Origin of the sequence: Streptomyces sp. SAI-135 (assembly GCF_029893805.1) — a bacterium.
Classification (GTDB): domain Bacteria; phylum Actinomycetota; class Actinomycetes; order Streptomycetales; family Streptomycetaceae; genus Streptomyces.
The window spans coordinates 8,192,087-8,214,614 of the sequence record NZ_JARXYP010000002.1; the positions used below are offsets into that span (position 1 = coordinate 8,192,087).

The window sequence follows — 22,528 nt, forward strand, 5'->3', positions numbered from 1 at the left end:
TCAGCGTCCCGGAGCCGGCCCGCTGCTGGCACGGATCACGAGGTCGACGGGGACGAGGGAAGCGGGACGGGGCGGCTCGGCCGAGTCGTCGATCCGGCTCAGCAGGAGCCGCAGCGAACGGGTGCCGATCTCCGCGAAGTCCGTGCGCACGGTCGTCAGCGGCGGCAGCAGATGCGCGGCCTCGGGGATGTCGTCGTACCCCACCACGCTGACCTCGCCCGGCACCGGACGGCCCGCCTCGTGGAAGGCGTGCAGGACCCCGAGGGCCATCTGGTCGTTGGACGCGAACACAGCGGTGACGTCCCCGCGCCGGGCCAGCCGGCGCCCGAGGTGGTAGCCGGAGTCGGCGCTCCAGTCGCCGAACAGGGGCTCGGGCACGGGTGCCCCGGCCGCCTCCAGCGTGGAGCGCCAGCTCGCCAGGCGCTGGTCGGCGGAGGTCCAGCCGCTCGGTCCGGCGATGTGCCAGACAGTGGGGTGGCCGAGCCCCAGCAGATGCTCGGTGGCTTTGCGGGCACCCTCCCGTGAGTCCCCGGTGACCCGCTCGCTCTCGGGGTCGAAGCCGTTCTCCAGCACCACCAGCGGGGTGTCCAGACGGGTGTCCGCCAGGGCGTGGCCGACCCACAGCTGCGGGGCGATGGCGATCACCCCGTCCGCGCCCTCGGCGCGGAGCCGGTCGACGGCCTCGACTACCGTGTCGTGCTCGGCCGAGTCCAGGGAGATGGAGCTGAGCAGATAACCCGCCTGCTGCGCGGCGGTGTTGATCGCGGTCAGGATCGCGGCCGGTCCGTAGCGGGCCGCGTCGAAGCTGATGACCCCGAGCATCCGGGTCCGTCCGCTGGCCAGCGAGCGGGCGCTGCGGCTGGGCCGGTAGCCGAGGCTCCGCATGGCCGTCAGGACCGCCTCGCGGGTCTCGGGGCGGACGGACGGATGCTCGTTGAGCACCCGGGACACGGTCTGCTTGGAGACACCGGCGAGCCGGGCCACGTCGTCCATCACCGGGCGCGAGCCGGCGAAGTTGCGTCGGCTGCGCCCCTTCGGCACGGCTCCCTCGGCGGCGCTTGGGGTCATGATGGCGAGTTCCTCGACGTGGTGGCAGTGGTACGGCGGTCCCGGCCCGCCCGGGGAGCACAGCATAGGCGGGCCGGCGGACCGGGCTCCGGGGCAGGTCAGCCCGCCAGGACCGACCGGGTGTGCCGGGTGATCCACTCGGCGCGGGTGACGGCTGCGGTCCCCCGCTCGCCCCGTGCCTGCTCCGGCAGACGGACCGGCGCCTCGGCGTGCAGCGGCAGCACCCGCAGCCGCAGGCCCTCGGCGCGCAGCGCGTCCGCGGGCAGCCGGTCCAGGCCGATGTCCCAGACCCGTCCCGCCCAGAACTGGTCGGCGACCAGTGTGTCCCCCACGTACGCCCGCCCCACGTCCCCGTGCCAGTGCAGCCGCAGGAGCGTCCCGGGCGGCAGCCCGTCCGGGACGCCGACCCGGTATTCGGCGGCCACGGTGTCGAAGTACTTGTCGGCCGGTGCGCTCGCCCGGCCCTGGACGCCGGTGACGGTCTCCGGGGCGGGTCCGGCGGCCCGCACGAGGGTGACCTCGGGTGCGGACTCCTGGACGGCCGACGCGGCGGCCGGGACCCGGTAGCGGACGAACACCCCGTCCGCGACCGCCTGTGCCGTCACCCCGTCCACCACCGGCGGCCGCCCGGGCGCGGGCAGCACCGCGAACGACGTCGCCGCACCCGAACCGTGCAGCCGTACCTCGTCCCGGTCGAAGACCACCCCGTCCCCGCTCAGGACCAGCCGCTCGGCGCCCCAGGCCTCGCCCCGGTAGACGGTGCGGGCCGTCGCCGCGTCCAGCACCAGCAGGCCGGCCCTCCCGCCGTCGGCGGTGTCCACCTCCACGAGGGCGTCGGTGCCGGGGCGCAGTCCGGTCACCAGCAGCCGGCCCCCGGCCGGGGTGACAGTCCCGGTGGGCGTGCGTACGGCCGACACCGTGGCCGCGTCCAGGGCGAGTTCGGGCGCGATACCGTCCGTGGCGGCCAGCACCAGGACCGTACGGCCGTCGACGTCGACCGTGCACACCGGCTGCGCGGTGGCCCACTCCAGCCGCAGACCGGCCACGTCGAGACGCAGCGGCCAGCAGAAGTAGGCGCCGCTGGGAACCGTGACGGGAGCGCTGGGCAGCGCCAACTCGTCCCCGCCGGACGCGAAGGCGACCGTGAACGAGGTCTCCGGGTGCTCCGGGAGCTGTTCGTGCGGCTGGTGGTTGTTGACGAACAGGAAGCCCGAGGTGCCGTCACCGCGCACCGCCCAGCGCAGGGTCTCCCGGTCGAACTGCCCGTCCGGCCGCCGCTCGGGCAACGTGGACTCCATCGGTGCGATCACCTGGCCGAAGTCCGCCAGCAGCAAGTGCTGGAGGCGCAGTTCGTGATAGGTCCGCCGGTACTGGCCGTACTCGCCGAGCGGTGCCTGGAAGTCGTACGTCAGGACGGGCAGGTCGTTCGGGTAGCCGGTGGCGTGCGACTCCTGGAGCGTGCTGAGCTCACCGGCGGGGTTGGTGCCGCCGTGGAACATGTAGTAGCCCTGCCAGACCGAGCCGCAGCCGATCTTGGTGAGGCCGAGGGCACCGATGTCGTCGGGGCCGACGTACGGCCGACGGTGGTAGGACACCGCCATGCCGCCGCCCAACTCGCAGGTGGCCCAGGGGAATCGGTCCGCGAACGCGTCGGGCTCGCTGCCGCGCACCCGCACCGGGCGCAGGTCGGACCCGATGCCCTCGTCGTCGCGCTGGTGGGTGAAGAAGAAGTGCTTGCGGCAGGTGTCGGGCCAGCCGCCGTCGGCCTCGGTCCAGAACGCCTCGGTGTAGCCGCCGTACAGCGGAAGCAGTTCGTCCGGCGGGAGCCGGACACCGCCCCAGGCGGTCGCGGTCCACAGGGGCGCGCTGAGGCCGGCCTCCTGGGCCATCCGCTTCAGGGTCAGCAGATGGCCGGGCTGGTCGTAGAGCTCGTTCTCGATCTGGATGGCCACGACCGGGCCGCCGTGGGCCCGGTCCAGACCCGCCAGCTGTTCGGCGATCGCCGTGAACCACGGGCGTACGGCCGCCAGGTACGCGGGATCGTCGGTGCGGGGCACGCAGTCGCGGGCCAGCACCCAGTCGGGCAGCCCGCCGCCGCGGACCTCCGCGTGCGACCAGGGGCCGATGCGCGGGACGAAGTCCAGCCCGTGCCGGGCGCACAGCTCGGCGAAGCGGCGCAGGTCGAGGTCGCCGTCGAAGCGGACGCGCCCCTCGGTCTCCTCGTGGTGGATCCAGATGACGTAACTGGCGACGGCCGTGACCCCGCCCGCCTTCATCTTCAGCAGTTCCTCCTCCCACTCCCCGGCGGGGCAGCGGGAGTAGTGGAACTCACCCGAGACCGGGAACCAGGGGCGGCCGCCGCGGGTGAGCCAGCGGCTGGTGACCGCGATCGGGTCGGGCACCCCGGGGGCGTCCGCGAAGGGCAGGTGGCCGGTCAGCGGGGGCCCGGCGGGGGAGGGGAGGCGCACGTGGTGCGGCTGGGGCATCAGTCGGTCTCCGGTCCGAGGTCGGGCGTGCCGGTGAGCAGGGCACGCGTGCCGGTGGTGGCGTGCAGCTCCAGCAGCACCAGGTCGTTGGCGCCGGGGCGCAGCACGGGGGCGGGGACGTACAGCGTGCGCTGCGGGCCCCGGTTCCAGTAGCGGCCGAGGTGGAAGCCGTTGATCCAGGCCTGGCCCTTGGTCCAGCCGGCCAGGGACAGGAAGGTGTCCGCCGGGTCCGCCACCTCGAAGGTGCCCTGGTGGAAGGCGGGCGCCGCGTCCGTGGTGGCCCCGGACGGGCCGAACGGCACGGCGGCCAGGTCGTCCAGGGGCACGGCCCGGCACTCCCATCCGCGCAGTTCGGCGCCCTGGAAGGACACCGGGCCGAGCAGTCCCTTGGGCGCCCCGATGCGGGGACCGTAGTTGACCCCGCCCATGTTCTCGACCAGGACCTCCAGGATCGCACCGGCGTGCGGCACCCGTACGGCAAGGGTCTCGTCGTGCCGCTCACGCTCCAGTACGCCGGCCGGGGCGCCGTCCACGAAGACCTGGGCGCGGTCCCCGACCCCGCCCGGGAAGTGCAGCAGACCGTCGCCGGAGCCGGGAAGCGCGGTGCGGTAGAGCACGTAACCGGTGTGCACGCCCAGCTGGTTCATCGTCACCGGTGTCCCGGTGTCCGTCGACGGCAGCCCGCGCAGGTACGGCAGGAGTGCCGCCCGGTGGTCCAGGTCGACCTCGGTGAGCGGGAGTTTGGGCGCCGGGGACGGCAACGGCTGCCGGGGCAAGCCCGTGTGACGGGCGATCACCTCGCGGAACGCGTGGTACTTGGGGCCCGGGTCGCCGCTCTCGGTGAGCGGGGCGTCGTAGTCGTAGGACGTGACGGTGGGCTCGTAGGCGTGCTTGTGGTTGGCGCCGTTGGTGAAGCCGAAGTTGGTGCCGCCGTGGAACATGTAGATGTTGACCGAGGCGCCGGCCGACAGCAGGCGGTCCAGGTCGGCGGCGGCGTCGGCGGCCGACCGCACGTGGTGCGGGCCGCCCCAGTGGTCGAACCAGCCGATCCAGAACTCCGCGCACATCAGCGGGCCTTGCGGCTGATGGGCGCGCAGGGCGGCCAGGTTCTCCTCGGCCCGGCTGCCGAAGGTGACCGTGGCGAGCGTGCCCGGCAGGGAGCCGGCCGCCAGGTGCCCGGCATTCGCCTGGTCGCAGGTGTACAGCAGCTCCTCGACCCCGCGGTCGCGCAGCGCCCGGTGGACGTGCTTGAGATACGCGGTGTCGTCGCCGTACGCCCCGTACTCGTTCTCCACCTGCACGGCGATCACCGGACCGCCGTGCGCGGCCATGAACGGGCGCAGTGCGGGCAGCAGTCGGTCCAGGTAGCCGTCGAACGCCGCCGTGAACCGCGGGTCGCTGCTGCGCGGCCTGATGCCGGGGTCCGCGAGCAGCCAGGCGGGCAGACCGCCGTCGTCCCACTCGGCGCAGATGAAGGGCCCGGGGCGCAACAGGACGTGCAGGCCCTCGTCCTGGGCGAGGCGCAGCCAGCGGGGCAGATCGAGGAAGCCGTCCAGGACGAGACGGCCGGGCTCGGGTTCGTGGAGGTTCCACGGCAGATACGTCTCGACGCTGTTGAGGCCCATCAGCCGTGCCTTGCGCAGCCGGTCGGCCCACTGGTCGGGGTGGACGCGGAAGTAGTGCAGGGCCCCGGAGATGATCCGGAACGGCTCGCCGTGCAGCAGGAAACCGTCAGAGGACGTCGTCAGAGCGGGCATGCGGGGCATCCCTTCGAGTCGGCGGGGGTCAGTGGGTTCGGGTGCCGCGGACGAGCCAGAGCGTCGCGGCCAGGCACAGTGCCGAGACTCCGCTGAGCAGGAGGGGGACGGCCCGGATCCCGGACCACTCGATGGCCTTGCCCAGCGTGGGTCCCGCCGCCACGCCGCCGATCATCGAGGCGGCGATGACCAGGGCACCGGCCCGTCGGGCGCCGGGGGCCGCCCGGTGCAGCCAGGGCAGGCCGGTGGGGAAGATCGGCGCGATGAACAGACCGACACCCGCGTACGCGTAGGGCGCCAACTCCCGCACGGACGCGAGGAGCAGACAGGCCGTCATGCCCGCGCAGGACACGGTGACGATGGTCTGCGCCGAGAAGCGCAGGGCGATCGGGGCGACCAGGAAGCGGCCCACGGTCATCATCAGCCAGTAGACGGAGGTGGCGGTCGCGGCCACCCCGGCGCCGTATCCGACGGTCTCCAGATGGGTGGGTTCCCAGCCGCCGACGCCCGCTTCGATGCCCACGTTCAGGACGTACAGCGCGACGAACACGCAGAGCACGGAGGCCAGGCTGCGGCCGAGGACGCGGGGTGTGCCGGGAACCGTGCCGGACGGCTGCGGGGCCTGGTCCCGCACGCCCTTCAGGCACAGCAGCAACGGCAGGTCGACGAGAGCGAAGCCGAGGAAGACCGCCGGATAGTGCTCGGCCCCGACCGCGCCGATCAGCGCCGGACCGAGGACGGCGCCCACCCCGAAGTGCGCGTTGAGGATGTTCAGCATGGCGGTGGAACGGTGACCGAAGCCGACCGCGAACAGCTGGTTCAGGCCGTAGTCGACGCCGCCGAAGCCGAGACCGGCGAGCAGTGCGGCGGTCAGGGCGGCGGGCCAGTTCGGGGCGAGCGCGAAACCCGCCGCGCCGAGCGCCATCAGCAGGTACGAGGCGCCCAGGATCCGCCGGTTGCCGATCCGGCCGAAGAGCCGGTCGAAGAGCAGGACACCCGCCACCCCGCCCACGAAGTGGGCGCTCAGTCCGAGCCCGGCCGCGGAGGGGGACAGGCCGAACTCCTCGCGGAACGCGGGGATCGCCGGGCCGTACAGCGCTTGGAGGGCGCCGATGAGCACGAAACCGACGCACGAGGCGACCACTGCGGCCGGGCTGAAGACCGGAGTGCGCGCGGGTGCCAGTGTCGAGGACATGGAGAGTGATGTTACCGGTAACATCCCAGCCGTCAAGATCCGTGGGCGATGGGGTGGGGGATCGTTTGGTTGGACTGGTGGTCCAGGGATTGGATTGCTAGTCTAGAAGAACTGGTGGAGGCAGGAGGGTGCGATGGAGGCCGAGCGGGACGCGATCATCGCCGCGCTCAGACCGGTCGTCGACGGGATCGCGGCGACCTTCGGGCCGGTGTGTGAGGTGGTGCTGCACGACTACCGGCGACCGGAGAACTCGGTGGTGGCCATCGCTGGCTCGGTGACCGGGCGCACGGTGGGCGGGGCGATGAGCGAGATCGGCCTGCGGATGGTGGCCCGGGGCGACGAGGCCGCCGACGAGCTGAACTACCTCACGCGGACCGGCACCGGCAAGCTCGTCAAGTCGTCGACGATGCTGCTGCGGGACTCCTCGGGCGCGGTCTTCGGCGCGTTGTGCGTCAATGTCGACGTCACCGCGGCGAGCGAGGTCCACGCCCTGCTGGGAGCCCTGGCCGGGATCGGCACCGCCCCCGAGGAACCGCCCGTGACCACCTTCGGTGACGACATCGACTCCGTCGTCGACGTCATGCTCGACGCGCACCGGCACCAGTCGTGGGCGCTGCTCGACCGCGCCGGACGCCTCGACCTGTTCCGCAGCCTGGACGAGCGGGGCGTGTTCGCGGTCCGGCGGGCGATCGAGCAGGTGGCCGGACGGCTCGGCATCTCCCGTGCCTCCGCCTACAGCTATCTGTCCCAGTCCCGGAAACAGGCGAACACCGGAGGCCACTCGTGACGACCACCATCCCACCGGTCACCCTGGACGACGTCCGGGACGCGGCCGCCCGGCTCCAGGGCGTCGCCCACCGCACACCGGTGCTGCGCTCCCGCACCCTCGACGCGAGGGTCGGCGCCGAGGTGCTCCTCAAGTGCGAGAACTTCCAGCGGGTCGGCGCCTTCAAGTTCCGCGGCGCCTACAACGCGGCCTCCCGGCTGACCCCGGAGCAGCTGGCCCGGGGCATCGCCGCCTACTCCTCCGGGAACCACGCCCAGGCCGTCGCCCTGGCCGCCCGCGAACTCGGGACCACGGCGGTGATCGTCATGCCCGAGGACGCCCCCGCCTCCAAGCGGGCGGCCACCGAGGGCTACGGCGCCGAGATCGTCACGTACGACCGCTACACCGGGGACCGGGAGGCCATCGCCGAGGCCCTGGCCGCCGAGCGGGGCCTGGCCCTCATCCCGCCGTACGAACACCCGCACGTGATCGCGGGGCAGGGCACGGCCGCCCTGGAACTCCTGGAGGAGACGGGGGAGTTGGGGGCGTTGCTCACGCCGGTCGGCGGCGGCGGGCTGATGGCGGGGAGCGCGACCGCGGCCAAGGGCCTGTATCCGGGCATCCGCATGATCGGGGTGGAACCGGAGGCCGGCGACGACACCCTGCGGTCCCTGGCGGCGGGGCGACGCATCAGCATCCCGGTGCCGAAGACCATCGCGGACGGACAGGCCCTGCGCACACCCGGCGAGCTGACCTTCTCGGTGAACCGGCGGCTGGTCGACGAGATCGCGCTGGTCTCCGACGACGAGATCCGCGCGGCCACGCGCTTCGCCTTCGAGCGACTGAAGATCGTCGTCGAGCCGAGCGGCGCGACTCCGCTGGCCGCCCTGCTCAGCGGCCGGGTCAGGGGCCTCCCGGACCGGATCGGGGTGATCGTCTCCGGCGGCAATGTCGACGCGGACCGCTTCGCCCGGCTCTGCGCGGGCGGGGACTGAAGCCGGCCTCCGTCACCCGAATGGCAGGCCCGGGCGGCCGGGCGGACCATGGAGTGATGGGGCCCGGCCCCCGCCGGTGCCGCCCAGGCAGGGTGGGAGACGGAGACCGGCCCCGGCCGTACCGCAACACGGCCGGAAGGGAGAGCCGTCATGTTTGAGGTGAAGACGACCGACAAGCCGGACGAGCGCCGGGACTTCCCGCGGGGCCACCTCGAAGCGGTCCACATGAGCGGACTGGACTTCGCCGTGGGCACCTTCGAGCCCGGCTGGCGCTGGTCCGAGTCCGTGGCGCCCATCGCGGGCACCCAGAGCTGCGAGGTCCACCACAACGGCTACGTGGTCTCGGGCCGCATGCACATCACCATGGACGAGGGCGGCGAGGGTGAAGTGGGCCCCGGCGACGTCTTCGTGGTGTCACCCGGGCACGACGCCTGGGTCGTCGGTGACGAGCAGTGTGTGGTGTACGACTTCGCGGGTGGCATGGCGAAGGACTACGCGAAGGGCAAGTGAGGCTCGTCCGACCCGTCCCGTGGTGTCACCTCCGGCACCGTGACGACGATCTTCGCGCGGGCGTGCTCCACCTCCAGATGCCGGATGGCCTCGGCCGCCCGGTCCAGCGGATACGTCCGCTCGACGGCCGGCGCGATCTCGCCTGCCTCGGCGAGTTCGCGCAGGGCCGTGAGGTTCTCCTTGCGCGCCCTGGCCGGAAGCTGGAGCACGCGCTGGCGCACGAAGGGGGAGAGGAGCGTTCCGCGCAGCGTGAGCCACACGGGACCGAGGACGCTGCCGCCCTCGTACACGCCCCCGCCGGACAGCACGACCGTGCCGGCGGGAGCCGTCGCCCGCCGCAGCTCGCCCAGTGAACGATTGCCCACCAGGTCCAGCACCACGTCGTAGCGGCGTCCGGCGCGGGTGAAGTCCTCCCGGGTGTAGTCGATGATCTGGTCCGCGCCGAGCGAGCCGACGAGCTCGACGTTGCGCGCACTGCACACGCCGGTCACCTCGGCGCCGAAGGCTTTGGCGAGCTGCACGGCGAAGGTCCCCACCCCGCCCGACGCGCCGTTCACCAGGACGGACTGGCCGGCCCGGACCCCGGCCACGTCCCGCAGTCCGATGAGCGCGGTGTTCGCGGCCACCGGCATCGCGGCCGCCTGCTCGAACGAGAAGGCGGCGGGCTTGAGGTCCGTCCGGCTGTCCTTGGCGCACACGAACTCGGCGAAGGTCCCGTCCGCCTCGCCGTACACCTCGTCCCCGGGGTGCAGGCCCTTGACCTGGGCGCCGACGGCCTCGACGCGGCCCGCGAAGTCCCGGCCCCGGATCCGCACCTTCGGCGCGCGCAGTCCGAACGCCAGTCGGGCGATCTTCGGGTCGCCGCGGAGGTAGTGCCAGTCGTAGGCGTTGACCGAGGCCGCGTGCACGCGCACGAGCACCTCGTCGGCGGCCGGCACGGGCTGCTCGACCTCCCTCAGCTCCAGTGTGTCCGCCGAGCCGTACCGGTCCTGGACGACTGCCTTCATGGGACCCCCTCCGTCGTTTCGGAGCGTAGGGAAGGGGCCCCGCCTTGCCATCGGAAACCGATCGGTTTACGCTACGGGACGTAGGTAAACCAATCGGTTTCTCGACGTTCCCGGAGACTCCCATGACCACCATCGAAGGTTCCGTCGCCCTGGTCACCGGCGGCAGCCGCGGCATCGGCCGGGCCCTGGTGACCGCCCTGTACGAGCGCGGCGCGAAGAAGGTGTACGCCACTGCCCGCGACCCGCGGACCGTGACCCACCCCGACGCGGTGCCGCTGGCCCTGGAGGTGAGCGACCCCGCCTCCGTGGCGGCCGCCGCCGAACAGGCCCAGGACGTCACCCTCCTGATCAACAACGCCGGCGCCGCGGTCAGCGCGAACTTCCTGGACGCCCCCGTCGACGACGTCCGCCGCGAGTTCGAGACCAACTTCTACGGCCCGCTCCTCGTGACCCGCGCCTTCGTCCCGGTCATCGAACGCAACGGCGGCGGCCACATCCTCAACGTCCACTCGGTGCTGTCCTGGCTCGGCGTCGCCGGCTCCTACAGCGCCTCCAAGGCCGCCCTGTGGTCCCAGACCAACTCCCTGCGCCTGGACCTGAAGCCGCGCGGCATCGAGGTCACCGGACTGCACGTCGGATACGTCGACACGGACATGACCGCGAGGATCGACGCCCCGAAGGTCACCCCCGAGAGCGTGGCCGCGCAGGCCCTCGACGGCATCGAGTCCGGCGCCTTCGAGGTCCTCGCCGACGATCTGTCCCGCCAGGTGAAGGCGGGCCTCGCGGCGGATCTCGGCGCGCTGTACCCGCAGTTGGCGGCCTGAGCCACCTGCGGGGCCCTCGCCTCGCCCGAGGGGCGGGGGTCAGATCGGCAGCAGCCGCCCCACCAGGGCGCTGAGCTGGCGGACGTTGCGGCACTCGTGCATCTCCACCAGCTCGGCGTACTCGTACGCGGCCGAGTCGCCCGTGCCCCACTGGGCGCGTGCCTCCGGGTTCAACCAGTAGACGCGGCGCGCCCGTTCGGTGATCTCGCGGACGGCGGGCAGGTTCGGGTCGCTCATGTTGGTGCGGGCGTCGCCGAGGACGAACACCGTGGTGCGCGGGCTCAGCGCGTCCCCGTACAGCGACGCGAACTCGCCCAGCGCCACACCGTAGTCGCTGCTGCCGTGCCACCCCGTGAGCGTGGCCTCGGCCCGGATGCGGGCGCCGAGCCCCTCCGGGTCGGCCGCGCCGTGCCGCAGGAGCGGGGTGACCTCGTCGAGGCGGTTGACGAACGCGAACACCCGCACCTTGCCGAACTGGTCGTGCAGCGCCTGCACCAGCAGCATCGTGAAGTCCGAGAACCCCGACACCGAGCCGGACACGTCGCACAGCAGCACCAGTTCGGGCCGGGCCGGCCGGCGCCTGCGCAGTACCGGCTTCATCGGCATCCCGCCCGTCGACAGCGAACCGCGCAGGGTCCGCCGCAGATCGATACTGCCCCGGGCGGCACGACGGCGACGGGCCGCGAGCCGGGTGGCGAGCTTGCGGGCCAACGGCTGTACCGTGCGCCGCAGTTCGGCCAGCCGGTCCTTGCCGGCGAACAGGAAGTCGACCCGGTCGGTCGTCGGGGCCACCGCCCGCCGCGCGATCTCGTCCCGGTCGCGCCGCTCCGCGACCCGCCGCCGGGCCTCCGCCGCCACCAGCGCGCGGAACGCCTCGATGCGCCGCCGGATCTCGTCCTCCAGGAGCCGGTCCGTGAACCCGGACATGCCCTGCCGCCCCCGCACGTCGTCCCGGACGCGCGCGAGCAGGGTCTGCGGACGCAGCCGGTCCAGTGTCTGGTACGACGACCAGCCGTCCGAGGAAGGGGAGTTGCCGTATCCGCCGAACCCGTCGACGGCCTCCGCCGCGAGGCGCGCCATCAGCGTCTCGTCGTTCGTGGCGAGCGCCCGGGCAAGACGCTCGCGCAGCTCCTCCCGGTCCGCGGGGCCGGTGCCGGGCGCGCCGACACCCCGCGGGAAGTACAGATCGAAGACCGGGTCGAACACCTGCCGTTGGGCAGTGCTGTGCAGCAGGGTCGCCGCCAGCCCCTCCCGCAGCAGCTCGCGGTCGGACAGTCCGAGCGCCTCGACCGCCTGCGCCGCGTCCACCGTCTCACCCGTCCCGATCCGCACCCCGTGCGCGCGCAGGGCGCCGACCAGGGAGGTGAGCCGCTCGGCGGTGCTCACACCGCGTCCAGGTCGAGCTTGGCCCCGGCCTTGAGGATGTCGTCCTGGTGCTTGAGGAGCACCCCCAGGCTGTCCCGTACGACCGTCTCGTCGAGGTGGTCCGCACCGAGCGCGAGCAGCGTCCGGGCCCAGTCGATGGTCTCCGCGACCGAGGGCACCTTGCGCAGGTCCATGGCTCTGAGCGCCCCCACGACCCGTACCACGGACTTCGCCAGCGTCTCGTCGAGGCCCGGCACCTTCAGCCGTACGATCCGCCGCTCCAGCTCCTGCTCGGGGAACCCGATGTGCAGGAACAGACAGCGCCGGCGCAGGGCCTCCGACAGCTCGCGGCTGGCGTTGGAGGTGAGGACGACGAAGGGCCGGCGGGACGCGGTGATCGTGCCCAGCTCGGGGACCGTGACCTGGAAGTCGCTGAGCACCTCCAGGAGCAGGCCCTCCACCTCGACATCCGCCTTGTCGGTCTCGTCGATCAGCAGCACCTTGGGCTCGTCGCCGCGGATCGCCGTGAGCAGGGGCCGGGAGAGCAGGAACTCCTCACTGAAGATGTCCGTGCGGGCCTCGTCCCAGGTCTCGTCGCGGCCGGCGCTGATGCGCAGCAGCTGCTTGGCGTGGTTCCACTCGTACAGCGCCCGGGACTCGTCCACGCCCTCGTAGCACTGGAGCCTGACCAGTCGCGCCCCGGCGACCTCGGCCACCGCCTTGGCCAGCTCGGTCTTGCCGACCCCGGCGGGGCCCTCGACCAGGAGCGGCTTGCCGAGCCGGTCGGCGAGGAAGACGGTCGTGGCGACCGCGGGGGAGGCGAGGTAACCGGTCTCGGCGAGGCGTGCGGAGACGTCGTCGACGGATGTGAACAGCAACGGGGCCTCCCGGGCGGCGCGAACTCGTTCCGCCGACTATCTAAGCGCTTGTTCACCGGTTCTGTCACGGGGTGGGAGAGCGCACGGCGACGGGCGTCACCGAAGTGACGCCCGTCGCCCGCAGGGCTTCTCACGCGGCAGGGCCCACCGCCTTAACCGCGGGAGTACGCAGCACCCCGCGGGCCGTGGCCAGGCTCGTCCCGATCGTCGCGGCCACCGCGATCGCCACCACCGCCAGCCAGATGCCGAGCCCCTGGTGGGGCAGCACCGAGTCGGTGCGGACGGCGGTGAACGGGATGATCCCGGCCAGCGCCGCCACCGTCCCGAAGAACAGCCCGACCGCGGTGAGGATCAGCCCCTCCACCCCCACCGTGCCCAGCACCTGCCCCGGACTCGCCCCGGCCAGCCGCTGCCGGCCGAACTCCTCGCCGCGGTAGGTCGTCGCCGCGTACAGCGAGTTGACCAGCATCACGCACACGAACACCACGATGATGCCGACGACCGTGAGGTTCAGCGTCTGAAGGTTCTTCGCGTCGACCGTCCTGACCGCGCCCGAGGCCGTCATGGCGTCGCTCTCCACACCCTGCATGTACAGCGTGGCCACGGACACCGCGGTGAACAGGATCAGCGACATCAGGATCCCGGAGACGTGGTCCGCCCGCCGGCGCAGGTTCCGCACGGCCAGCCAGCCGCTCGCACCGCTCAGCGGCAGCCGGTCCAGGACACCCCTCAGCAGCCGCGGCGCGAGCAGAGCGCACCCCACCGACAGCAGGATCGCCCCGTACGCCGGTGTCGCCATGAGCGCCTCGTCCGTCGCCGAGAAGGCGAAGATGGACGTCACCGACACGGCCCCGGCGCCGAGCGCTGCGTACGCGAGGAACGTGCGCGCCCGGCCCTGCTGCCGGGGCCCGCGCGTGGCCCGTCGTACGGCGAGGAAGGCGGCGCCCGCCGCCGCGGCCAGCGTGATGACGGTGCCCGACAGCAGCGCGACGGGACCGAAGGAGGGCTCGACGTTCTCCGCGACCTGACCGCTGTCCCGGAAGACGTCCAGCAGCGCCCGCCCGCCGAGCACCGCCGCACCGATCGCCGGCACGGCACCGGCGAGGGCGACCGCCACCGCCTCGCCCACGACCATCCGCCTGATCTGACCCGGTGTCGCCCCCGAACAGCGCAGCAGCTCCAGCTCATCCGCCCGCTGACGGACGTTGACCGTCAGGGTCGACGCCACGGCGAAGAACACCAGGAGGGTGCCGTAGCCGCCGACCACACTCGCGGACAGGGTCAGGGTGTCCGAGCTCACCGGGTCGACACCCGGCTGGTTCGCCGTGTCGTACAGCGAGTTGAACGTCATGACGACCCCCGCGCCCAGGAAGGCGGCCAGCAGGGTCGAGACGAACCGTCCGGGCCGTTGCCGTATCGACCGCATCGCCAGCATGAACATCGCTCAGACCTCCGCTGTCACGTCGTCGCCCAGGTGCGCGAGGCGCTCGGCCACCGCCGCCGGTGTCGGCGCCTCCATCCGGCCCGCGAGCCGGCCGTCCGCGAGGAACAGCACGGAGTCGGCGAAGGAGGCGGCGACCGGGTCGTGGGTCACCATCACCACGGTCCGGCCGTGCACCCGTACCGCCTCCTGGAGCAGCCGCAGCACGTCCCGCGCGCTGCGGGTGTCCAGGGCGCCGGTCGGCTCGTCCGCGAAGATCACCCGGGGGTCCGAGACCAGCGCACGGGCGATCGCCACACGCTGGCGCTGACCTCCGGAGAGCTGGTCGGGTCGGTGGCCGAGCCGGTCGCCCAGACCGACGGCCGTGAGGACCTCCGTGACCCGCCGCCGGTCGATCCGCCGGCCGGCCAGCTTCAGCGGCAGGACGGTGTTCTGTGCGACGGTCAGCGTCTCCAGCAGGTTGTACTGCTGGAACACGAACCCCACCCGCCCGCGCCGGAACCTCGTCAGCTCCGCCTCGCCGCCACCGGTCAGCTCCGTGCCGTCCACCCGTACGATCCCGCTGTCCGGCCGGTCCAGACCGGCCGCGCACTGCAGCAGCGTGGACTTGCCGGACCCCGACGGCCCCATCACCGCGGTGAAGGTGCCCCGGCCGAGGCTCAGGGTGACCCCGTCCAGGGCGGTCACGGCACTGTCGTCCGTGCCGTAGGTCCTGGTGACCTTCACCAGCCGCAGCGCTTCCGCGGCGGGTCCCGCGTCGGGCGCGCCTCGTGAACCTGTGCGAAACATCCTCGTCCCCCTTCGTCCGGCACGCGGTGTGCCTCGCTGAAGAAGCTACGGAGCCGCGGGCCGGGGCACAGGGGGCGCAGAACCCGTCTTCCGGGGTGCACTCAGTGACACCCCCCGGTGGATACGGCAGGGTTGACCGTCATGACCGACGGAATAGCCTGGCTCGCCCAGCCGCAGTCCATCGCCTGGGGCGGCTACAGCGTGGTGATCGCCCTCGACCTCGAATCGGAATCGCTGGCGAGGCGCGTCGCCGAGACCGCTCACCGGCCCTGCCGGCCCCGCTCCATCGGCGAACTCACCGGCCGCCAGGTGCAGGATCTGCTGGAAGGCCTGTACGGAGACGTCCTGGGCGGCATCGCCCTGCGCCACGGCGAGCTCGACGAGTGGTCGTACGTCATCAAGTACGGCGGCTGGCAGGGCGAGTTCGGCACCGGCAGCCGGCCGGTCGACCGCGGCGGTCTGCACGTCTACCACCTGGAGTACGAGGAGGAGAACGGCAAGCCGGTGCCCCCGCACTTCGCCTACCGCCACGACGAGAACCTGATGTGCGCGTTCAACCTGCACCTGGACGGCAGTTGGGGCGGCGGCGGTCCCGAGGGTGATCCCGGGGTGACCGCCGCCGTCCAGGAGCGGCTCACCGCCGCCGGGCTTCCCGACGACGACCTGGAGCACCGTGTCGTGCACCGGGCGTGCCTGGAGGTGCTCCAGCGGCACTTCGGCCTCACCCTGCCCCGCGAGCGGATCCTGGAGGACACCCTGCCCACGCTCCTGCTGACCGGCCCCTGAGGGGACGCGGAGGCGTTGTCGGTGGGGCGCTGTAACTTCGGCGCATGGGGATCTATCTGGTGAGCGTGGGCGCGCGGGAGTGGTTCGACGCGGACGAGGACGAGGGCGGCCGGGGCACCCTCGCCGCGGCGCTCGACGAGGAGTTGAGCCGGCGGGGCCTGCCGCCGTACGCGTCCGTACCGGAGGAGCCGGAGCGGGCGGTGCGCGGGGCGGGCCTCTCGTTCGAGGAGAAGCTGGTGCCTCCCATGGACGGTTTCGGGGCACTGTGCCTCGCGCATCTGTCGCAGGAGGAGTACGAGGTGATCTGCGGCTGGTCGCTCCTGGTGCCGTTCGCACTGGAGGAGGAGATCTGGCTGCCGGTCGAGAACTCCTACGCCGACACGACGATGGTCGCCGGTGCCCCGCGGGTGCTCGCCCTCGCCGAACGGCTCGCACGGGCCGTCGGCCTGCCGGTGGATCAGATACCCGAGGCCTGCGACAACCTCGACCTCACCATGTGGTTCCTGGACGGCGAGGCGAAGCGGGTCGCTGCCGCGCGTCCCGGACCCTGGGCCGAGGACCTCGACGCCGCGTTCTACGTCGCCCTGTACCTGCGCGCCGCCCAGCACTGCCTGCGCCGCGGCTGCCCGATCGTCTACAGCTGACCCGGCCGCGGCCCAGAAGGTCCGTCAGGTCTTTGAACGGTTCAATCCACGCCGCGGACAGTGGACACCCGCTGTATTCGCCAGTAGCTTCAACCGCCGGACCGACTGAATCGATACAACCCCGAGCCGCCGAAGGGACCACGGCATGACCGACGGAGTCCACCCCACCGCCGTCGAGGGCCTCACGGTGGAGCACCGCACGGATCCGCTCGGCGCGGACGCGGCCCGGCCGCGCTTCGGCTGGCGCACCGCGTCCAAGGTGCGCGGCCGGCGGCAGACGGCGTACCGCATCCTGGTCGCGTCCAGCCCCGGTCTGCCGGCCGAGGGCCGCGCGGACGTCTGGGACAGCGGCCGGACCGACGCGCCGGACTCGGTGGCCGTGCGCTACGCGGGCCCCGAGCTGCACGCCTCGACCCGCTACCACTGGACGGTCCAGGTCTGGGACGAGCACGGCCGCAGGCTCCCCGACGCTCCGGTGGCCCGTTTCGAGACCGGCCTGCTCAGCACCGACGGCGTCACCGGCTGGGACGGCGCGCGGTGGATCTGCATGGCGGGCAAGGCGCCGAACAGCGCGGGCGCGCCGCTCCTGCGGAGGCAGACCTCCCTCCGGCCCGGCCGGGTGCGCGAGGCCCGGCTCTACGTCTCCGCGCTCGGCGTGTACGACGTCCACGTCAACGGACACCGGGTCGGCGTGCCCCAGGACGGCGGCACCACCTACGAACTCCTCACCCCGGGCTGGACCAACTACGACACCACCGTCAGCTACTTCACCTACGACGTGACGGACCTGCTGGCCGGGCAGCCGCAGGTCACCCTCGCCGCCGTCCTGGGCAACGGCTGGTACAACGGCCGCGTCTCGGCCAACAGCGTCTACTACTCCGAGGCCGGCAACCCCCTGGCCCTCAAGGCCAAGCTCCTGATCCGCTACGAGGACGGCTCGGCCCAGACCGTCGTGACCACGCCCGGCGACGACTGGAGGGCCACGGACAGCGGTCCGTACCGCGCCGACGACATCTACGACGGCCAGACCTACGACGCCCGCCGGGAACTGCCCGGCTGGACCGCGAACGGCTTCGACACCTCCGCCTGGTCAGCGACCGAGGAACACGACTTCACCACCCGGTTCCCCGGCTCCCGACTGGTCGCCTACCCGGGCGAGTCGGCCCGGCTGATGCCCCGGTGGGACCGCGGGCCGCGGACGATCACCGTGTACACCGGTGACGGTGATCCCGTCGCCGACCCCGCCCGCACCGTCACCGACCCCGGCGAGGCCGCCACCGCCCCCCTCACCCTGAACCCCGGCGAGACCGCCGTGTTCGACCTCGGCCAGAACATGGTCGGCGTCCTCCGCTACACCCTCCGGGGCCCCGCCGGAGCCGAAGTCGCCTTCCGGCCGGGGGAGATGCTCAACGACGCCGGCGCCGGCGCGGACGGCCCCCCGGGCTCCGTCTACCGGGCCAACCTCCGCACCGCCGAGGCCACCAGCACCTACATCCTCAAGGGCGACCCGCAGGGCGAGACCCACCAGGACTCCCTGACCTTCTACGGCTTCCGCCACATCTGCGTCACCACGTCCGAGACGGTCACCCTCACCGGACTGACCGGCAAGGTCGCCACCTCCGCCCTCCAGGACATCGGGGACGTCACCACCGACGCCCCCGACGTCAACCAGCTGATCAGCAACGTCCGTTGGGGCCAGCGCGGCAACTACCTCTGGATCCCCACCGACTGCCCGCAACGCGACGAACGCTGCGGCTGGACCGGCGACACCCAGGTCTTCGCCCAGACCGGGCTCTACAACGCCGACTCGGTCGCCTTCCTGAGCCACTTCCAGGACACCCTGATCGACTCGCAGCGCACCTACGGCGCGGACGGCGCCCAGTTCACCTGGATCGCCCCCGGCGCCCGCTACAACGATCCGGACCCGGCGAGCGGCTGGGCGGACTGCGGGGTCGTGCTGCCCTGGACGGTGTGGCAGATGAGCGGCGACCCCACCGTCGTCGACCGCAGCTGGGACGCCATGACGGCCTACATGGACTGGATCCGGGCGCGCACCGGCGACACCTGGGCCGGACAAGGAGCGATCTTCGGCGACTGGCTGGCCTTCCAGGTCACCAGCACCCAGCTGGTCAGCGACGCCTACTACGCCTACAGCGCCCGGCTCATGGCCGACATGGCCCGCGCCACCGGCCGCACCGCCGAGGCCCGTACCTACGAGGACTTCTTCGCCCGCATCAAGCGGGCCTTCGTCACCAAGTACCTGAGCACCGACGGCGGTCGCCTCACCGTCCGTTCCAGCCTCGGCTCCCCGCCGCCGTGGACACCCGGCGGCAGCCCCACCCGGACCGAGGACGACAGCCAGACCGCCCTGCTCTGGGTCCTCAAGCTCGGCCTGTACGACACCGACGCCCAGCGGCGCGCGATCGTCGATCTCCTCGTCCAGAACATCGGCAACTCCGCCCACTACAAGGCCGCCCACCCCGACAGCACCCGCGTCGAGTACGCCGAGAACACCCTCTCCGTGGGCTTCCTCGGGGTGAACGTCCTGGCCCCGGTCCTCACCGAGGAGGGACACGCCGACCTGGCCTACGAGGTGCTCCACCAGGACGCGATGCCGTCCTGGCTGTACTCGGTGCGCAACGGCGCGACCACCATCTGGGAGCGCTGGAACTCGTACGCGAGGGAGGACGGCTTCGGGCCGGTCGAGATGAACTCCTTCAACCACTACGCCTACGGCGCGATCATGGAGTGGATGTACGAGAGCATGGCCGGCATCGCCAAGGACGCGGCCCACCCGGGCTTCAAGCACTTCTTCCTGCGGCCCCACCTCGACCCGACCGGCAGGATCACCCGGGTCACCGGCTCGCACCGGTCGCCGTACGGCGAGATCGTCAGCGCATGGACGGTCCGGGACAGCACGTTCACGCACCGGGTCGCGGTCCCCGCCAACAGCACCGCGACCCTGCGCGTGCCCACGGCCGACCCCGACTCCGTGCGCGAGGGCGGCACACCCCTGGCACAGGTCGGGGAGGTGGCGTACCTGGGCTTCGAGGACGGCGTCGCCTCCTATGAACTCCCCTCGGGATCCTACGAGTTGACGTCCTCGCTCGGCTGAGAGCCCACCAGCACCACCTCCAGGGTGCGCGGACCGTGCACCCCCTCGACCCGGTCCAGCTCGATGTCACTGGTCGCCGAAGGACCGGAGATCCAGGTCAACGGGCGTACCGGGTCGAGCCGTTCCAGTGCCTGCGGCACGGAGGAGACCACCTGGTCCGGGACGCGCACGACACAGATGTGGTGGTCCGGGACCAGGGTGATGCGGCGGCGGCCCTGGTCCGGGCCGCCGTCCAGCACCAGGGTGCCGGTCTCGGCGACGGCCACCGCGCACGCCGTGACGACACTGTCGACCCGGTCCAGTTCGTGCGGGGTGCTTCCGGCCCGGTCCGGGACCTGCTCGGTGCCGGCGTCCGCGAGCCACGCCGGCTCAAGGCCGGGGGGCACGAGGACCGTCTTCGCGCCCCGGGCCGCCAGCATCCCGGCGAGTGTCGCCGGCAGGCCGGCGGCCGTGCAGCGGTGCACGATCGCCCGGTAGTCGGCGAGGTTCTCGGCCAGCAGCTCGACCGTCTCCTCGACGCTCCGGTCGCCGTGCTCCCGCAGATACCCGCGCTCGACCGGGACGTCCTCGCCCGGCGCGTCGGCCAGTGCGCGCCGCACCCGGCCCAGGATCCGCTCCCTGCTGCTCACTTGCCGCCCTCCTTGCCGCCGTTCGTGCGCTGCCACCAGTCGCGGAACGGTTCCGCGGGCACCGGCGGCAGATTCCGGGTGTCGCTCCACGCCCGGCCGGGACCCGGCAGTGTGCGGGGATGCAGACGCCGGGTCCGTGAGGCCGCCCGCTGTCCGGTGCGCAGCACCCCGGGGTGGGTGAACGCCCAGCGGGCCGCCCGCATCGCCGCCCGCTCGGCCGCGTGTCCCTTGGCGGGCTTGAGCACCACCTTGTTGCCCTCGCGGACCACCGGCCCGCCCTCGACGACCCGCTCGCGCAGGTGCACCAGCACCTCGGGGATGTCGATGGCGACCGGGCACACCTCGTAACAGGCCCCGCACAGCGAGGAGGCGTACGGCAGGGAGGCGTCGATCTCGCTGGCCGTGCCCCGCAGCTGGGGGCTGAGGATCGCACCGATCGGGCCCGGGTAGACCGAGCCGTAGGCGTGCCCGCCTGCCCGCTCGTACACCGGGCAGACGTTCAGACAGGCCGAGCAGCGGATGCAGCGCAGGGCCTGGCGCCCGACCTCGTCGGCGAGGGTGTCGCTGCGGCCGTTGTCGAGCAGCACCAGATGGAAGTTCTGCGGGCCGTCCTCGTCCGTCGTGCCCGTCCAGGTGGACGTGTACGGGTTCATGCGCTCGGCGGTCGAGGAGCGGGGCAGGGTCTGGAGGAAGACCTCCAGGTCCTGCCAGGTCGGCACGATCTTCTCGATACCGACGACCGAGATCAGCGTCTCGGGCAGGGTCAGGCACATCCGTCCGTTGCCCTCGGACTCCACCACCACCAGGGTGCCGGTGTCGGCGACCATGAAGTTGGCGCCGGAGATGCCGACCTTGGCCCGCAGGAACTTCTCCCGCAGATGCAGCCGGGCCGCCTCCGCCAGTTCGGCGGGCGTGTCGGTGAGGCCCTCGGGGGCCGGGCGGCCCCACTCGCTCATCTCGCGCTCGAAGATGTCCCGGATCTCGCCCCGGTTGCGGTGGATCGCCGGGACCAGGATGTGCGAGGGCCGGTCCTTGCCCAACTGCACGATCAGCTCGGCGAGATCGGTCTCGTAGGCCCGGATGCCCTCGGCCTCCAGCGCCTCGTTGAGCCCGATCTCCTGCGTGGCCATCGACTTGACCTTGACGACTTCCGACTCGCCGGTCATCTTGACGAGCCGGGTCACGATCTCGTTGGCCTCGTCGGCGTCGGCGGCCCAGTGCACGGTGCCGCCCGCCGCCACCACCGACTCCTCCAACTGCACGAGGTAGTGGTCGAGACGGCGCAGCGTGTGGTCCTTGATCCGCTTGCCCGCCTCGCGCAGCTCCGCCCAGTCGGAGACCTCGGAGACCGCCTTCGCCCGCTTGGCGCGGATGGTGTGCGTGGCGTGGCGCAGGTTGCCGCGCAGGGTCTGGTTGTGCACTGCCTCGTGCGCGGCCTCGGGGAAGGCCGGCATCCCTACGAACGTCCCGCTCATACGGCCGGCTCCTCTTCCGTGCTCGCCAGGATCTCCGCGATGTGCACCGGCCGGATGCCCGACTCCAGCCGGCCCATCGTGCCGCCGATGTGCATCAGACAGGAGTTGTCGGCCGCGCACAGCACCTCGGCGCCCGTCGACTCGGCGTTGCGCACCTTGTCCGCACCCATCGCCGCCGAGACATCGGAGTTCTTCAGCGCGAAGGTGCCGCCGAAGCCGCAGCACTCGCCGGCGCCCGGAAGCTCCTTCAGCTCAAGCCCCTTGACCGCCTGGAGCAGCCGCCGGGGCCGGTCTCCGAGCCCGAGGCCGCGCAGCCCGTGACAGGTAGGGTGGTACGTCACCGTGTGCGGGTAGTGCGCCCCGACGTCCGTCACCCCCAGCACGTCCACCAGGAACTCCGTGAGCTCGTACGTCTTGGGCACCACGGGCGCCAGCGTGGCCGCGAGGCCCTCCCCGCGCCCCTCGGCCCGGGCCCGCTCACCCATCCGCGGGTACAGCTCGCGCACCATCGCCCCGCACGATCCGGACGGTGTCACGATCGCCTCGTAGTCCCGGAAGACATCGGAGAAATGCCGGGCCAGCGGCTCCGCCTCGTGCCGGTAGCCGGTGTTGTAGTGCGCCTGCCCGCAGCAGGTCTGGGACATCGGGAAGTCGACGTCAACGCCCAGCCTGGTCAGCAGTTTCACCACAGCGCGCCCGGTGTCCGGATAGAGCGTGTCGTTGACACAGGTCAGGAACAGGGCGACACGCATCGCGGCTCCTTGTGGTCGGTCATCGGATGAGTGAAGCGTAGTCCGG

19 protein-coding genes are annotated in these 22,528 nt (G+C 72.3%); 7 read left to right on the forward strand and 12 right to left on the reverse strand.

Annotated elements, in window-relative coordinates:
- The 4 genes from M2163_RS41495 to M2163_RS41510 form a co-directional block, all read right to left on the reverse strand.
- Positions 1 to 1,068 (reverse strand): LacI family DNA-binding transcriptional regulator, encoded by a 1,068-nt coding sequence (locus M2163_RS41495; protein ID WP_280896603.1) that lies wholly within the window; start codon positions 1,066 to 1,068, stop codon positions 1 to 3.
- 98 nt (positions 1,069 to 1,166) lie between these two features.
- Positions 1,167 to 3,554 (reverse strand): beta-galactosidase, encoded by a 2,388-nt coding sequence (locus M2163_RS41500; RefSeq protein WP_280896604.1) that lies wholly within the window; start codon positions 3,552 to 3,554, stop codon positions 1,167 to 1,169.
- Positions 3,554 to 5,311 carry a beta-galactosidase family protein gene (locus M2163_RS41505; protein ID WP_280896605.1) on the reverse strand — a complete coding sequence of 586 codons (1,758 nt, stop codon included), beginning with the start codon at positions 5,309 to 5,311 and terminating at the stop codon, positions 3,554 to 3,556. Before M2163_RS41505 ends, M2163_RS41500 begins: the two co-directional genes overlap by 1 nt.
- Positions 5,312 to 5,339: 28 nt before the next feature.
- The gene (locus M2163_RS41510; protein ID WP_280896606.1) at positions 5,340 to 6,506 is read right to left on the reverse strand and encodes an MFS transporter; all 1,167 of its coding nucleotides are present in this window, start codon (positions 6,504 to 6,506) and stop codon (positions 5,340 to 5,342) included.
- A gap of 133 nt (positions 6,507 to 6,639) precedes the next feature.
- On the opposite strand from M2163_RS41510, the gene M2163_RS41515 reads away from it, so the two are divergent.
- The 3 genes from M2163_RS41515 (at position 6,640) to M2163_RS41525 (ending at position 8,777) form a co-directional block, all read left to right on the forward strand.
- Entirely contained in the window at positions 6,640 to 7,293 is a 654-nt protein-coding gene (locus tag M2163_RS41515) for a PAS domain-containing protein (RefSeq protein ID WP_280896607.1), read from the forward strand.
- Positions 7,290 to 8,267, forward strand: coding sequence for a pyridoxal-phosphate dependent enzyme (locus M2163_RS41520; protein ID WP_280896608.1), 978 nt, complete (start codon positions 7,290 to 7,292; stop codon positions 8,265 to 8,267). Before M2163_RS41515 ends, M2163_RS41520 begins: the two co-directional genes overlap by 4 nt.
- A 150-nt stretch (positions 8,268 to 8,417) precedes the next feature.
- Positions 8,418 to 8,777 carry a cupin domain-containing protein gene (locus M2163_RS41525; protein WP_280847691.1) on the forward strand — a complete coding sequence of 120 codons (360 nt, stop codon included), beginning with the start codon at positions 8,418 to 8,420 and terminating at the stop codon, positions 8,775 to 8,777.
- On the opposite strand, the gene M2163_RS41530 is transcribed toward M2163_RS41525, so the two are convergent.
- Entirely contained in the window at positions 8,759 to 9,784 is a 1,026-nt protein-coding gene (locus M2163_RS41530; protein ID WP_280896609.1) for an NAD(P)-dependent alcohol dehydrogenase, read from the reverse strand. The genes M2163_RS41525 and M2163_RS41530 overlap by 19 nt on opposite strands.
- Before the next feature lie 122 nt (positions 9,785 to 9,906).
- Here M2163_RS41530 and M2163_RS41535 point away from each other — a divergent pair, with 122 nt between their 5' ends.
- Positions 9,907 to 10,608, forward strand: a complete 702-nt coding sequence (locus M2163_RS41535) for an SDR family oxidoreductase (protein ID WP_280896610.1) — start codon at positions 9,907 to 9,909, stop codon at positions 10,606 to 10,608.
- A gap of 39 nt (positions 10,609 to 10,647) precedes the next feature.
- Here the strand turns inward: M2163_RS41535 and M2163_RS41540 are convergent, their stop codons facing one another.
- The 4 genes from M2163_RS41540 to M2163_RS41555 form a co-directional block, all read right to left on the reverse strand.
- Entirely contained in the window at positions 10,648 to 11,994 is a 1,347-nt protein-coding gene (locus M2163_RS41540; protein WP_280896611.1) for a VWA domain-containing protein, read from the reverse strand.
- Positions 11,991 to 12,848 carry a MoxR family ATPase gene (locus tag M2163_RS41545; RefSeq protein WP_280854014.1) on the reverse strand — a complete coding sequence of 286 codons (858 nt, stop codon included), beginning with the start codon at positions 12,846 to 12,848 and terminating at the stop codon, positions 11,991 to 11,993. The genes M2163_RS41540 and M2163_RS41545 overlap by 4 nt, the downstream gene beginning before the upstream one ends.
- Positions 12,849 to 12,981: 133 nt before the next feature.
- Entirely contained in the window at positions 12,982 to 14,292 is a 1,311-nt protein-coding gene (locus tag M2163_RS41550) for an FtsX-like permease family protein (RefSeq protein ID WP_280896612.1), read from the reverse strand.
- Between the two features lie 3 nt (positions 14,293 to 14,295).
- Complete coding sequence (locus M2163_RS41555) at positions 14,296 to 15,081, reverse strand: ABC transporter ATP-binding protein (protein WP_280896613.1); 786 nt, start codon at positions 15,079 to 15,081, stop codon at positions 14,296 to 14,298.
- Between the two features lie 141 nt (positions 15,082 to 15,222).
- Here M2163_RS41555 and M2163_RS41560 point away from each other — a divergent pair, with 141 nt between their 5' ends.
- The 3 genes from M2163_RS41560 to M2163_RS41570 all read left to right on the forward strand — a co-directional run bounded on the left by M2163_RS41560 (position 15,223) and on the right by M2163_RS41570 (position 19,626).
- Positions 15,223 to 15,867, forward strand: a complete 645-nt coding sequence (locus M2163_RS41560; protein ID WP_280896614.1) for a hypothetical protein — start codon at positions 15,223 to 15,225, stop codon at positions 15,865 to 15,867.
- A 44-nt stretch (positions 15,868 to 15,911) separates the two neighbouring features.
- Positions 15,912 to 16,511, forward strand: coding sequence for a hypothetical protein (locus M2163_RS41565; RefSeq protein ID WP_280896615.1), 600 nt, complete (start codon positions 15,912 to 15,914; stop codon positions 16,509 to 16,511).
- A 145-nt stretch (positions 16,512 to 16,656) separates the two neighbouring features.
- Positions 16,657 to 19,626 carry an alpha-L-rhamnosidase gene (locus tag M2163_RS41570; RefSeq protein WP_280896616.1) on the forward strand — a complete coding sequence of 990 codons (2,970 nt, stop codon included), beginning with the start codon at positions 16,657 to 16,659 and terminating at the stop codon, positions 19,624 to 19,626.
- On the opposite strand, the gene M2163_RS41575 is transcribed toward M2163_RS41570, so the two are convergent.
- The 3 genes from M2163_RS41575 to M2163_RS41585 are packed head-to-tail and all read right to left on the reverse strand — an operon-like array spanning position 19,599 to position 22,482.
- Entirely contained in the window at positions 19,599 to 20,255 is a 657-nt protein-coding gene (locus M2163_RS41575) for an LUD domain-containing protein (protein WP_280896617.1), read from the reverse strand. The genes M2163_RS41570 and M2163_RS41575 overlap by 28 nt on opposite strands.
- Entirely contained in the window at positions 20,252 to 21,730 is a 1,479-nt protein-coding gene (locus M2163_RS41580) for a LutB/LldF family L-lactate oxidation iron-sulfur protein (RefSeq protein ID WP_280847681.1), read from the reverse strand. The genes M2163_RS41575 and M2163_RS41580 overlap by 4 nt, the downstream gene beginning before the upstream one ends.
- On the reverse strand, positions 21,727 to 22,482 hold the full coding sequence (locus M2163_RS41585; RefSeq protein WP_280896618.1) for a (Fe-S)-binding protein: 756 nt from the start codon (positions 22,480 to 22,482) through the stop codon (positions 21,727 to 21,729). Before M2163_RS41585 ends, M2163_RS41580 begins: the two co-directional genes overlap by 4 nt.
- Between the last annotated feature and the right edge of the window lie 46 nt (positions 22,483 to 22,528).

Bases quoted from the DNA above. Each gene is read 5' to 3' on its own strand.
- M2163_RS41495 (WP_280896603.1), bottom strand. From the start codon at position 1,068: ATGACCCCAAGCGCCGCCGAGGGAGCCGTGCCGAAGGGGCGCAGCCGA.
- M2163_RS41500 (WP_280896604.1), bottom strand. From the start codon at position 3,554: ATGCCCCAGCCGCACCACGTGCGCCTCCCCTCCCCCGCCGGGCCCCCG.
- M2163_RS41505 (WP_280896605.1), bottom strand. From the start codon at position 5,311: ATGCCCGCTCTGACGACGTCCTCTGACGGTTTCCTGCTGCACGGCGAG.
- M2163_RS41510 (WP_280896606.1), bottom strand. From the start codon at position 6,506: ATGTCCTCGACACTGGCACCCGCGCGCACTCCGGTCTTCAGCCCGGCC.
- M2163_RS41515 (WP_280896607.1), top strand. From the start codon at position 6,640: ATGGAGGCCGAGCGGGACGCGATCATCGCCGCGCTCAGACCGGTCGTC.
- M2163_RS41525 (WP_280847691.1), top strand. From the start codon at position 8,418: ATGTTTGAGGTGAAGACGACCGACAAGCCGGACGAGCGCCGGGACTTC.
- M2163_RS41530 (WP_280896609.1), bottom strand. From the start codon at position 9,784: ATGAAGGCAGTCGTCCAGGACCGGTACGGCTCGGCGGACACACTGGAG.
- M2163_RS41535 (WP_280896610.1), top strand. From the start codon at position 9,907: ATGACCACCATCGAAGGTTCCGTCGCCCTGGTCACCGGCGGCAGCCGC.
- M2163_RS41550 (WP_280896612.1), bottom strand. From the start codon at position 14,292: ATGTTCATGCTGGCGATGCGGTCGATACGGCAACGGCCCGGACGGTTC.
- M2163_RS41555 (WP_280896613.1), bottom strand. From the start codon at position 15,081: ATGTTTCGCACAGGTTCACGAGGCGCGCCCGACGCGGGACCCGCCGCG.
- M2163_RS41560 (WP_280896614.1), top strand. From the start codon at position 15,223: ATGACCGACGGAATAGCCTGGCTCGCCCAGCCGCAGTCCATCGCCTGG.
- M2163_RS41565 (WP_280896615.1), top strand. From the start codon at position 15,912: ATGGGGATCTATCTGGTGAGCGTGGGCGCGCGGGAGTGGTTCGACGCG.
- M2163_RS41570 (WP_280896616.1), top strand. From the start codon at position 16,657: ATGACCGACGGAGTCCACCCCACCGCCGTCGAGGGCCTCACGGTGGAG.
- M2163_RS41580 (WP_280847681.1), bottom strand. From the start codon at position 21,730: ATGAGCGGGACGTTCGTAGGGATGCCGGCCTTCCCCGAGGCCGCGCAC.
- M2163_RS41585 (WP_280896618.1), bottom strand. From the start codon at position 22,482: ATGCGTGTCGCCCTGTTCCTGACCTGTGTCAACGACACGCTCTATCCG.